The sequence below is a fragment of the Sphingomonas arenae genome (genome assembly GCF_016924655.1).
Lineage (GTDB): Bacteria > Pseudomonadota > Alphaproteobacteria > Sphingomonadales > Sphingomonadaceae > Sphingomicrobium > Sphingomicrobium arenae.
Window position 1 is genome coordinate 829,217 of record NZ_JAFFJU010000001.1, and the last position, 11,246, is coordinate 840,462.

Sequence of the window (11,246 nt, forward strand, 5' to 3'; positions counted from 1 at the left end):
AGGGGTTGGAATGATTGAATTGTGGAACAGCTACTGGCCGATGATTCTGGTCGCGGTTGCGATCGGCATCGTCGTCGGCTTCTTCATCTTCCGTCCCAAGCAGCGCGTGACGCTGAGCCGCGACGACACGCCAGTTCGGCCGCACATGCAGGCGCCGGCCGCCGCTCCGCCGGTCGCGGCCTCCCCGACCCACGATCCCGTTCCGCTCCGCAAGGCGCCCGCCCCCGATGACAATGATGGCGGTGGCGAAGGGGAAGATGTCGGCGACGAGATGGCCGCGGCCGCAAGCGACGTGGTCGGCGAGATCATCGGGACGGACGTGCATTCGAACTTGCCCGGCTCGCACGGCGTGCCGGACAATCTGCAGCGGATGAAGGGCGTCGGGCCGAAGCTCGCGGCCATGCTGGCGGGGCTCGGCTACACTCGCTTCGAGCAGATCGCGGCGCTCAGTGGCGACGACGTGGAGCGGATCGACGCGCAGCTCGGCGCTTTCCGGGGACGGCTGCAGCGCGACCGGATCGTGGAGCAGGCGTCCTATCTCGCCCGCGGAGACGAGGTCGGTTACGAGCGGGTGTTCGGCAAGCTGTAGCAAGGCCGGCCGCGCGTCAGAGCGCGGCCGCTTCCTCTTCGCGTTTCTTCTTGCGGGTGCGGATCGCGAGGAGCTTGTCGATCTTGCGCCCGTCCATGTCGACGACCTCGAACTTCCAGCCGTTGTGGCCGAAGGTTTCGCCCGTTTCGGGTAGGTGCTTGAGGACGGACAAAGCGAAGCCGGCGACAGTGGAATAGTCCCTGTCGTCCGGCAGGGCGATGCCGAGCCGGTCCTCGAGGAGATCGGCGCTGGCCGCACCGCTGACCAGCCAGCTCCCGTCCTCGCGCTCCACCAGCGGGGGATCGTCGTCCTCCACATCATGCGCGAAGGCCCCGGCGAGGGCGGCCAGGATTGAGCCCGGCGTCACGATCCCGTCGAGGTGTCCGTATTCATCGTGCACGAGGGCGAGCGGGACTTCCGCATGCCGCAGAACGGCGAGCGCATCCATGGCGTCCATGACGTCTGGGATGACAGGCGCGTCCTTTGCCAGCGAGCGGAGGTCGAGCGGCTTGCCGTCGAGCGCAGCGGTGAGCAGGTCACCCGTCTGCACCACGCCGACGATGTTCTCGACATTGCCCTCAGCGACGGGGATGCGGCTGTGCGGGGTTTCGGCAAGCGCCGCCCGCAGGTCCTCGCCAGTGGCGTCGATATCGATCCAGTCGATCTCCGTCCGGGGGGTCATGACCTCGCGGACGGGACGGTCGGCCAGGCGGACGACGCCCGAGATGATGGCGCGCTCATTCTCCTCGAGAACGCCGGCCGTCTTCGCCTCGGCCACGACGAGGTGCAGTTCCTCGGCGGTGACCTGGGTCTGGCTCTCGCGATTGAGGCCGAGCACATGGAAGACGAGCGCGCTGGTCCGGTCCAGCAACCACACGAAGGGTCCCGCGGCCTTGGACAGCCACAGCATCGGGCGCGCAACGGCAGCGGCAATCGGTTCCGGTGAGCGCAGCGCGAACTGCTTGGGCACGAGTTCGCCGACGACCAGGCTGGCATAGGTCACGCCGCCGATCACCAGGGCGAAGCCGAGTGAACGGGCGGTGTCCGCGGCGAGGCCAAGCAGGGCCAGGCGTTGCGCCACGGGCTCTCCCAAGCTCGCTCCGGAATAAGCACCGGCCAGGATGCCGACGAGCGTGATGCCGATCTGCACCGTGGACAGGAAGCGGCTCGGATCGGCGGCGAGCGCGAGGGCGGTGCGCGCTCCGCCGCTGCCGGCCTTGACCATGGATTTGAGGCGCGCCTCACGCGAGGAGACGATCGCCAGCTCGCTCATCGCAAACACGCCGTTCACGGCGATCAGCGCGAGGATCAGGACCAGGTCGAACCAGGGAAACGGGAGCAAGGGGCCGCTCATCGGAGGGTCAGCTATTAGCCTTCAGTGTGCGTGTGCAGCAAGGGACAGATCGATTCGTAAGCGGAACCATCTCGTTGTAGAGCCGGTTTCGCGGGAGAACGATCAACAACGAATGGAGAATATGGGGATGAAGTTCAGCCGCACCATGACTGCCGTGGCGCTTTCCACCGCGCTTGTCACCACGTCCGCGTGCACCACCAATCCGGAAACCGGCAACCGGCGCCTGAGCAACACGGGCCTCGGCGCGATCATCGGCGCGGGCGCAGGCTATCTGCTGGGCGACATCGTCGGCGGCCGCAACAGCCGCACCGAGCAGATCGTCGGCGCGGGCATCGGCGCGATCGCGGGTGGCGCCGTCGGGCGCTACATGGACCAGCAGGAAGCCGAGCTGCGCCGCGAGACTGCGGGCACGGGCGTAGACGTCATTCGCCAGGGCGACGACATCATCCTGCGCATGCCGTCCGGCATCACCTTCGACGTCGACCGCTACGACGTGAAGCCGCAATTCCAGTCGACGCTGAACGAGGTGGCGAACACGCTGGCCCAGTATCAGCAGACGTACATCGACATTTATGGCCATACCGATTCGACTGGCAGCGACGCCTACAACCAGTCGCTGTCCGAGCGCCGGGCCCAGTCGGTGGCGAGCTACCTGTCATCACGCGGCGTGGCACCCGCCCGCATGGCGACGCGCGGTTTCGGCGAAACCCAGCCGATCGCGGACAATGCTACGGAGTACGGCCGTTCTCAGAACCGCCGGGTCGAGATCAAGGTCGTGCCCTTCCAGGGCTGACGTCCGGCTTTCCCGGAACGAGGAGGGCGCCGCTTCGTCGAGCGGCGCCCTTTTTCATGTCCGCCGGTGCGCGAAGAAGGCGCGCAGCTGCCGGGCGGCCTCTTCCTCTCCGATGCCGCCGAGAACGTCCGGGCGATGGTGGCAGGTGGGTTGGCTGAAGACCCGCGCCCCGTGGATGACGCCGCCGCCCTTGGGATCCTCCGCGGCGAAGCGGAGCGCCTCGAGCCGGGCCAGCGCGATGGCCCCGGCGCACATGGCGCAGGGTTCGAGCGTCACCCACAACGTGCAGCCGTCCAGCCGCGGCTGACCGAGCGCCTCGGCTGCGCGCCGGATCGCGACGATCTCGGCGTGGGCGGTTGGATCGAGGCTACCGCGCATCGCGTTACGCGCCTGGGCGATGATCGCGCCGTCGCGGGTCACCACCGCGCCAACCGGCACCTCCCCCGCTGCAGCTGCTTCGGCGGCAAGGTCGAGCGCACGGCGCATCGGCAGCGGCAGCGGAAAGCTCATCGGCCAGCGGCTAGCCGATGCCGCGGCGCTTGTCAGTTCTGGGTCGAGTCGGTCGTCGCGACGCCCGGCTGCTGCTGCGGCTGCGGAGCGGCCCCATTGGTTGGCTGAGCCGCGCCGCCGTCCGCGGGCCGAACTTCGAGCCGCGGAACCGGAATGGTAGCCTCCCCCTTGCCGATCGCCACCGCGCCGGTGTCCACGTCGAACTTCGGCGGCTGGCCTCCGCTGGCGGCGATGCCGTTGCGAGTCGCGTCGATATCGGGCGCCTTCGCCGACTGGGTCTGGTTGATGTCGAGGAACCCGGTGGCTACGGCGGCGATCACTCCCACCACCAGCAGGATTAGCAACCGTAGGATCGCCCGCATTCTCGACACTCCCTGAAGATCGATACGGGGCCTCAACGCTCCGGACTGGGCGGAGGTTGCTTGACGCGAGGAGGGTCAGAAGGTATCGGGCGGCGCTTTCCGGGCGCCTTCGCGGGCGCTCGCTTTGTAATCAGGACCTAACATCATGTCGCGCGTTTGCGAACTGACCGGCAAGGGCCGGCAGGTGGGCAACAACGTTTCCCACGCCAACAACAAGACCAAGCGCACGTTTCTGCCGAACCTGCAGAACGTGACCCTGATCAGCGATTCGCTCGGCAAGAGCGTGAAGCTGCGGGTTTCGACCCACGGGCTGCGCTCGGTCGAGCATAACGGCGGCCTCGACAACTGGCTGGCGAAGACCAGCGAGGACAAGCTGGGTCCGACGGCCCGCAAGCTGAAGCGTGAGCTTGCCAAGAAGGCGCAGACGACCGCCGCTTGAGGCATGCGCCGCGGCGTTGGTCGTGGCCATGCTATCCGGCCCTGCCCTTGCCGGTGAACGGCAGCGGGCCAACGTTCTCATGTCCCAGGACCCGGGCACGCTCCGCTACCAAGAGGAGTGGGGCTATGCCGACGCGGTCGTCTCGGGTGACACAATCTATCTCTCCGGCGTGGTCGTCGGAGTGCGTGAGGGTGGTGATCCCGAGGTCGCATTCATCCGCGCGTTCGAGCGGATCGGCGAGATCCTGAAGCGGGCCGGCGCAAGCTGGGACGATGCGGTCGAGATGACCAGCTACCATACCGATCTTCAGACCCAAATGCCGGTGATGATCCGGGTCAAAAATCGGTTCGTGAAACCTCCGGCGATCGCCTGGACGGCGGTGGAGGTCAGCCGGCTCATACCCGATCGGGGAATCACCGAGATCAAGGTCGTCGCGAAGAAGCCGGGGTAGCTTCGGGGAGGTCGAGGGCGATCAGCAGCGTCCGCCGCCGGTCGCTGAAATCATTGTCTGTCACCAGCCACAGGCGCGTTCCGCCAGCCTGACCCCGCTCCGCCGCGACCCCTTCGACATTGTCGAATGCTCCGAGCGGAAGCTCGGCGAAGGGTTCGAGCCTGAACGCTCCGCGTCCGGCCTTCAGCCAGGCGAGCCGATTGGCGATGCCCCATGGTCGCACACTTCGAAGCAGGACCAGCATGCGTCCGTCGGGCAGCCGGACCGCGTCGGCAGGGTGCTGCCCGTCTGCGCCAGAGAGCGGGTAAACGGACACGGCTCCGTCGGCTTCCCGGAACCAAACCTCTTGTCCCGTCTCCGGGACCAGCAGGAGCCACCTGCCCACACCGATCACCGCTTCCAGGCTCTCGTTCGGAGGCCAGCGCTCTTGCGGGAAGCGAACTCGGTGGAGGGCACGCGTGAAGTCGTGGCTGAAGAGATAGAGCGAATGCTGGAACTCAAACCCGACCCACCAGCCGCGGCCTGAGGGATCGCGGGTCAGAGATTCGGAATCGCGGTACTTCTTCCAGAAGGGCGGACCCGGGCCAGCGGGGAGGTCCTGGAAAGTGGCGAGCCGTCCGCCACCGGGCTTGGGCAGGCCGATGACCGCACCATCGTCGGTTACGGCGAGCAGGCGATGTCCGTCTAATGCCAATCCCGAGAGGCCACCGAGCCGAGGGTCGGATGCGCGCACCTCCCATAAACCCGCGAGCGGGAGCGATCTGGCGGAAGCTTCAGGGATCGGCAGGGCTTCGAACCGCACCGGGACGGTGGCGATCCCCCGGGGTGTTCGGTTGGGCTTCTCCCAATTCCGGTCACCGCCCGTCATGAGAGTAGAAAACGCGAGAAGAATCAGAAGGATAGGCTTGCCAAACCTGAACCGGCGCTGCAAAGGCCGTTCACCCCGCTTCAACTGCGAATCAGGCATAAGCCCTTGAAGCGGACGGGTTTTCCCCCCTGTCACCCGTCACGCTGCCGGCCACGGCGGGTACGAGTTCCCTCGCGTCGCGTAACGAGGGGAGCCCGGTGCGTGTAGCGTAGCTGCACCGGGCTCATCCGCCCGCCGTGGCCGCCTCTCTCCTCCATCATTGTGCGTCGAAGAGGCCGGCCAACTGCTCGATCAGCGTGCCGCCGAGCTGCTCCGCATCCATGATGGTAATGGCGTGCCGATAGTAGCGCGTCACGTCGTGACCGATGCCGATAGCGGTCAGCTCCACCGGCGAGCGCGCCTCGATCCAGCCGATCACCTGCCGCAGATGCTTCTCGAGATAGGAGCCGCCGTTCGCGCTCGCCGTCGAGTCGTCGACCGGAGCGCCGTCGCTGATCACCATCAGGATGCGCCGCTCCTCGGATCGGGCGATCAGCCGGTTGTGCGCCCAGAGCAACGCCTCCCCGTCGATATTCTCCTTGAGTAGCCCCTCGCGCATCATCAGGCCGAGGTTGCGACGCGAATGCCGGTAGGGCTCGTCGGCGCGCTTGTAGACGATGTGCCGGAGATCGTTCAGGCGGCCCGGGTTGGGTGGGCGTCCGTCGGCCAGCCAAGCCTCCCGGCTCTGCCCGCCCTTCCAGGCGCGCGTGGTGAAGCCGAGGATCTCGGTCGCCACCCCGCAGCGTTCCAGCGTCCGCGCCAGGATGTCGGCGGAGATGGCCGCGATCGAGATCGGCCGTCCGCGCATTGAACCTGAGTTGTCGATCAGCAGGCTGACGATCGTGTCCTTGAACTCGGTGTCGCGTTCGACCTTGTAGCTGAGCGAATGGCCCGGTGAGACGATAACGCGCGCAAGCCGCGCAGCGTCGAGGAGACCTTCTTCCTGGTCGAAGTCCCAGCTGCGTGCCTGCTGCGCCATCAGCCGCCGCTGCAGCCGGTTGGCGAGGCGGGTCACGACGCTCGACAGTGGCCCCATCTGCTGATCGAGGTACGCGCGAAGGCGGTTGAGCTCGTCCTCGTCACACAGGTCCGAGGCTTCTACGACCTCGTCGAAGCGGTTGGTGAACGCGCGGTAATCGCCGGCGATCTCCGGCTCGGATGGGCGGCGGTTGGGCCGCGGCACGGCCGCTTCGTCGCCCTCGTCGCCGGGTGCCCCCTCGTCACCGTCGAAATCCTCTTCGCTATACTCGCTTTCCTGCTCCTCGCCCTCCTCGCGCTCGGAGCGCATTTCCATCTCGCCGTCGGCCGCACCCTGCGCGTCGCTGGACTCATCCTCCTGGTCCTCGCCGGCCTCCTCGCCCTGCTCGTCTTCGCCGCCTTCATCGGGCTCCTCCTGCGAGGGCTCTTCGGCGGCAGCAAGGTCGAGATCCTCGAGCAGCTTGCGGGCCAGGGTCGCGAAGGACTGCTGGTCGTCGATCGCGAGGCCGAGCGCGTCGAGGTCGCCGCCCGCCTTGTCCTCGATCCACTCGCGAACGAGCGCGAGCCCGGCTTCCGCTCCCGCGGGCGGGGGAGCCCCGGTCAGCCGCTCCCGGGCAAGCAGCGAGAGTGCCGTTGCAAGCGGGACTTCCTCCGCGGTTCGGGCTCGCGTGATCGCATCGCCGCGGACGCGCGCCTCGGCGAGTTCGGAGAGGTTGTCGCGCACGCCGGCCATGCTGCGGGCACCGAGGGCTTCCACGCGGGCGGATTCCAGCGCGTCGAACACGGCGCGGGCCTCGGCTTCAGCGGGCGCATGGCCCCCATGCAGCTTGGCATCATGGTAGCGCAGCCTGAGCGCGACCGCGTCCGCTGCGCCCCGCGCTTCGGCCACTAGCTTGGGCGAGAGGCCCGGTCCCGGAGAGACGACCCGCGCCAGCTTACCGCCCGTGGCTCCGCTCTCGGAGGCGAACGCGACTTCCACTTCCGCATCTTGAGCAATCGCGCGCGCCGCGCCGGCGAGAACGCGGCGGAACTGGTCGAGGGGGGTGGTCGCGCTCATCGCCTTGCCTTTGCCCCGGCTGCAACGCACCATGCAAGCAAGGGGGTCAGATCCATGCCGCGGTTACACCTTCCCAAGAGCTTCATCGCAACGGAAAGCGAGTATCGTGCCAACCTCGCGGGCATGAACACCTTCTTCGGCGCCGTCCTGGGCTTCGTCATCGCCGACGTGAATGCCCCCGACAACATGGATTTCGCCATGTTCCTGATGGCCACCAGCACCGTGGTCATCTCCATCCTGTATATCTCCGCGAGCCCCTACCGGCTGGCCTATTCGGCGCTGACGCTGGTTTTCGTCGTGGGACTTCCGCAGCTGGCGCCGGACAGCGTGGCGGTTCCGGCGCGGCTGCAGATCACCCTGGGGGTCTGGGCGCTTCTGACGGTCGGCATCGAATATTTCCCGCGCCGACCGGATCCTGCCCCAGCAGGCAAAGAGGCGCCGACCGCCTAAGCCTTGGCGACGACACTTTCGGGCAGGTCCTTGCCGAATACGCGCTGGTAATATTCTGCGATCAGCGGGCGCTCGGTCTCGTCGCACTTGTTGAGGAACGATACGCGGAAGGCGAAGCCAACGTCCCCGAAGATCATGGCGTTCTGCGCCCAGCTGATCACCGTGCGCGGACTCATGACCGTGGAAATGTCGCCGTTGATGAAGCCCTGACGGCTGAGCTCAGCGACCTTGATCATGCGCTCCACCGTCCCCTTGCCATCGGGATTGTCATACTCGCCTGACTTGGCGAGCACGATCTGGGCTTCCACGGCGGCGGGAAGATAGTTGAGGGTTGTGACAATGTTCCAGCGGTCCATCTGACCCTGGTTGATCGCCTGCGTGCCATGGTAGAGCCCGGTCGTGTCGCCGAGGCCGATGGTGTTGGTCGTCGCGAACAGGCGGAAGAAAGGGTTGGGCCGGATGACCCGGTTCTGGTCCAGGAGGGTCAGCTTACCCTCGACCTCCAGCACGCGCTGGATGACGAACATCACGTCCGGGCGGCCGGCATCATATTCGTCGAACACGAGTGCGACAGGATGCTGCAGGGCCCAGGGAAGCAGGCCTTCGCGGAATTCCGTCACCTGCTGACCATCGCGCAGCACGATGGCGTCGCGGCCGATGAGATCGATGCGGCTGATGTGCGCGTCGAGGTTGATGCGAATGCAAGGCCACTTCAGCCGCGCCGCGACCTGCTCGATGTGGGTGGATTTGCCAGTGCCATGATAGCCCTGAACCATCACTCGGCGATTGCGGGCGAAGCCGGCGCAGATCGCCAGCGTGGTGTCGGGGTCGAACACATAAGCTGGGTCGAGATCGGGCACCCGCTCGTCGGCCTCGGAGAAGGCGGGCACCTCCATGTCGCTGTCGACGCCGAACAGGTCGCGGACCTTCACCATCTTGTCGGGCGCGTTCATGAGCGTTTCGCCGGTGGGGATCTGAGCTTCGTTGGAGATGTCGGCCATGCGCCGCCCTTAGCTGTGCGCCGCCCGGGCCTCAACTGGCCTTGGGCGGCAGGGTGAAGAGCGAGAGGAAACGCTTGGCCACCGCTCGGTCTCCGTCGATGGTCAAAAGATCCAGCGGGGCACCCCCGTACACCACGGCGGCGACATCGGTCGGCTCCCCCGTGACCAAAGCTTGCCCTTCCTCGGCCTCGCCACGGCGCACCTGAATGGCTCCATCCTGAACCTCTGCCAGGTAGGTCATCTCGCCGAAGCGGAAGGCAACCTTGCCATCGAAACTCCCGGCCCGATCTGCATTCAGCATGGCGGTGAAGGACAGCATGATCGACACGCCGGAAAGCGGGAGCGTCGGATCGTGCGAGGGGGAGCGGGCTGCCCAACGACCGAGCTCCCGGATTAGGACGGCAGTTTCCAGGCCCCATTCCGTCGCTTCGTAGACTTGGACGGATGCGGGCGGCGGCAGCTTGCGCTTTCGCACCAAACCACGACTTTCGAGGTCGGTCAGGCGCTGCGTCAGCACGTTTGCGCTGATCGCCGGCAGGTCGGCCCGCAGGTCGGAGAAGCGCCGCGGGCCGAGCAGAAGCTCCCGCAGGACGAGCAGAGCCCAGCGCTCACCGATCAGCTCCAGGGCATGAGCGGTCCCGCAGGCATCGTCATAGCCCCGCTTCGGCTCCGTTCGCCCTCGCTTAGTTACTTTTTCTAACTGCACAGTTGCAATGTATAACCTTCGTTGGCATGCTTCAAGGGTCATCGAGTCGCATGGAGTGCAAAATGTCGCGCATGATCTTCATCAACTTGCCCGTGACCGACCTTGATCGGTCGATCCGCTTCTACGAGGCAATTGGCGGGCGGAAGGAGCCGAAGTTCTCCAACGAGGCGGCCGCGATGATCGTCCTGTCGGACGCCATTCACGTCATGCTGCTGACCCATCCCTTCTACTCGTCGTTCACCGGCAAGCCGATCGCGGATGCTCATCAGACGAGCCAGGTCATGCTCTGCCTTTCCGCGGAAAACCGGGAGGCTGTCGACGCCTTGGTACAAGCGGCCGGTGAGGCTGGTGGGCGCACCGATGTCGGCCTCAAGCAGGAGCCGACCCCCATGATGTACGGCCGCGACTTCGAGGATCCGGACGGGCACCAATGGGAAGTGATGTGGATGGACCCGGCCGCAGCGGAACAGGGCGCATCGGCATTCGAGAAAGAGGAGGCCTGAAATGAGCTACGTTGACGGATTTGTTCTGCCGCTCCGTGAGGACAAGCTCGACGAGTACAAGGCCATGGCTGACATGTTCGCCCGCAAGGCCAAGGAGCTCGGCGCGTTATCGTCGCTCGAATCCATCGGCGATGGGCTGGAGCACGGCCATACGACCGACTTCTTCCGTGCCGTGCAGGCCCAGGAGGGCGAGAACGTCGTCTTCTCCTTCATCATCTGGCCGGACAAGTCGACCCGAGACGCGGCCTGGGAGAAACTCATGGGCGACCCGGAGATGCAACCGGGCGGAGAAATGCCATTCGACGGCAAGCGCATGTTCTGGGGCGGCTTCAAGCCATTCGCCGGGCACGGGGAGGCCTGACATGGAAACCAAGCAAGGTGATTTCGTCTGGTACGAGCTGATGAGCCCGGACACCGCGGCGTCCGGAGCTTTCTACACTGGCCTGCTCGGCTGGCGGGTAAGCGACAATCCCGATTACCGGGAGATCCGCGCCAGCGAGGGCATGGTCGGTGGAATGCTTCAGCTCACGCCCGAGATGAAGGCCGGTGGGGCACGGCCCGCGTGGCTCGGCTACATCGCAGTGGACGACGTCGATGCTACCTTGCGTCGGGCGGAAGCCGCGGGTGGACGGACCATCCTGCCAGCGCGCGACATGGTCGGCGTCGGTCGGTTCGCCATCGTCGCCGATCCGCAGGGTGCCGCCCTTTACGTCATCCGCCCCACTCCGCGCGAAGGCATGCATGATGCTACCAGCCATGCCTTCGCCGCTGAGCGGCCGATGGAAGGCCATTGTGCGTGGAACGAACTGTCCAGCGATGATCCTGCGGCAGCCTGGCGCTTCTACGGAGACCTGTTCGGGTGGGCCAAGGACGGCGACCTCGATATGGGGCCACTGGGCAAATACGAGTTCATCCGCCACGGCTTCATGCTGGGCGCGATCATGCCGCGCATGCCGCAAATGCCGGTGTCGGCCTGGACTTTCTACTTCCGCGTACCGGACATCGACGCAGCCCACGACTACGCGAGGGCGCATGGGGCGACCATCCTGATGGAGCCGATGGAGATCCCGGGCGGCGAATATTCGCTCAACATCCTCGACCCCCAGGGCGCATCGGTGGGCCTGGTCGGTCCGCGCACGCAGTAGG

General features: G+C 66.2%; 15 protein-coding genes. 8 read left to right on the forward strand and 7 right to left on the reverse strand.

Annotation, left to right across the window (positions count from 1 at the left end; genetic code table 11):
- Nucleotides 1-10 precede the first annotated feature (10 nt).
- Entirely contained in the window at nt 11-589 is a 579-nt protein-coding gene (locus JT720_RS04180; protein WP_237219638.1) for a hypothetical protein, read from the forward strand.
- A 16-nt stretch (nt 590-605) separates the two neighbouring features.
- Here the strand turns inward: JT720_RS04180 and JT720_RS04185 are convergent, their stop codons facing one another.
- Nucleotides 606-1,943 (reverse strand): hemolysin family protein, encoded by a 1,338-nt coding sequence (locus JT720_RS04185; RefSeq protein WP_205479561.1) that lies wholly within the window; start codon nt 1,941-1,943, stop codon nt 606-608.
- 127 nt (nt 1,944-2,070) lie between these two features.
- On the opposite strand from JT720_RS04185, the gene JT720_RS04190 reads away from it, so the two are divergent.
- Nucleotides 2,071-2,736: a YiaD family glycine zipper/OmpA-like lipoprotein gene (locus JT720_RS04190; RefSeq protein ID WP_237219639.1), complete on the forward strand. Its 666-nt coding sequence runs from the start codon at nt 2,071-2,073 to the stop codon at nt 2,734-2,736.
- A 54-nt stretch (nt 2,737-2,790) separates the two neighbouring features.
- On the opposite strand, the gene JT720_RS04195 is transcribed toward JT720_RS04190, so the two are convergent.
- Nucleotides 2,791-3,246: a nucleoside deaminase gene (locus JT720_RS04195; RefSeq protein ID WP_237219640.1), complete on the reverse strand. Its 456-nt coding sequence runs from the start codon at nt 3,244-3,246 to the stop codon at nt 2,791-2,793.
- A 32-nt stretch (nt 3,247-3,278) separates the two neighbouring features.
- Nucleotides 3,279-3,608, reverse strand: coding sequence for a hypothetical protein (locus tag JT720_RS04200; protein WP_205479562.1), 330 nt, complete (start codon nt 3,606-3,608; stop codon nt 3,279-3,281).
- A gap of 145 nt (nt 3,609-3,753) precedes the next feature.
- On the opposite strand from JT720_RS04200, the gene rpmB reads away from it, so the two are divergent.
- Both rpmB and JT720_RS04210 read left to right on the forward strand, forming a co-directional pair.
- A complete protein-coding gene (rpmB, locus tag JT720_RS04205; protein ID WP_205479563.1) occupies nt 3,754-4,047 on the forward strand; it encodes a 50S ribosomal protein L28 in 294 nt (97 codons plus the stop codon).
- A gap of 28 nt (nt 4,048-4,075) precedes the next feature.
- Nucleotides 4,076-4,498: a Rid family hydrolase gene (locus JT720_RS04210; protein ID WP_205479565.1), complete on the forward strand. Its 423-nt coding sequence runs from the start codon at nt 4,076-4,078 to the stop codon at nt 4,496-4,498.
- On the opposite strand, the gene JT720_RS04215 is transcribed toward JT720_RS04210, so the two are convergent.
- Nucleotides 4,470-5,366 carry an esterase-like activity of phytase family protein gene (locus JT720_RS04215; RefSeq protein WP_205479566.1) on the reverse strand — a complete coding sequence of 299 codons (897 nt, stop codon included), beginning with the start codon at nt 5,364-5,366 and terminating at the stop codon, nt 4,470-4,472. The two genes, JT720_RS04210 and JT720_RS04215, sit on opposite strands and share 29 nt — an antisense overlap.
- A 256-nt stretch (nt 5,367-5,622) precedes the next feature.
- A complete protein-coding gene (gene cobT, locus JT720_RS04220) occupies nt 5,623-7,440 on the reverse strand; it encodes a cobaltochelatase subunit CobT (RefSeq protein WP_205479567.1) in 1,818 nt (605 codons plus the stop codon).
- Between the two features lie 54 nt (nt 7,441-7,494).
- On the opposite strand from cobT, the gene JT720_RS04225 reads away from it, so the two are divergent.
- Nucleotides 7,495-7,890: a hypothetical protein gene (locus JT720_RS04225; protein ID WP_205479568.1), complete on the forward strand. Its 396-nt coding sequence runs from the start codon at nt 7,495-7,497 to the stop codon at nt 7,888-7,890.
- Here JT720_RS04225 and cobS read toward each other — a convergent pair.
- Both cobS and JT720_RS04235 read right to left on the reverse strand, forming a co-directional pair.
- Nucleotides 7,887-8,891 (reverse strand): cobaltochelatase subunit CobS, encoded by a 1,005-nt coding sequence (gene cobS / locus JT720_RS04230; protein ID WP_205479569.1) that lies wholly within the window; start codon nt 8,889-8,891, stop codon nt 7,887-7,889. The genes JT720_RS04225 and cobS overlap by 4 nt on opposite strands.
- Before the next feature lie 31 nt (nt 8,892-8,922).
- The gene (locus JT720_RS04235) at nt 8,923-9,597 is read right to left on the reverse strand and encodes a winged helix-turn-helix transcriptional regulator (RefSeq protein WP_336511934.1); all 675 of its coding nucleotides are present in this window, start codon (nt 9,595-9,597) and stop codon (nt 8,923-8,925) included.
- A 62-nt stretch (nt 9,598-9,659) separates the two neighbouring features.
- Here JT720_RS04235 and JT720_RS04240 point away from each other — a divergent pair, with 62 nt between their 5' ends.
- From JT720_RS04240 to JT720_RS04250, 3 genes are read left to right on the forward strand one after another with little or no spacing between them, the layout of a single operon-like run.
- A complete protein-coding gene (locus JT720_RS04240; RefSeq protein ID WP_205479571.1) occupies nt 9,660-10,100 on the forward strand; it encodes a VOC family protein in 441 nt (146 codons plus the stop codon).
- Nucleotide 10,101: 1 nt separating this feature from the next.
- The gene (locus JT720_RS04245) at nt 10,102-10,461 is read left to right on the forward strand and encodes a DUF1428 domain-containing protein (protein WP_205479573.1); all 360 of its coding nucleotides are present in this window, start codon (nt 10,102-10,104) and stop codon (nt 10,459-10,461) included.
- A gap of 1 nt (nt 10,462) precedes the next feature.
- Nucleotides 10,463-11,245, forward strand: coding sequence for a VOC family protein (locus JT720_RS04250; protein ID WP_205479575.1), 783 nt, complete (start codon nt 10,463-10,465; stop codon nt 11,243-11,245).
- The last annotated feature ends 1 nt before the right edge of the window (nt 11,246 follow it).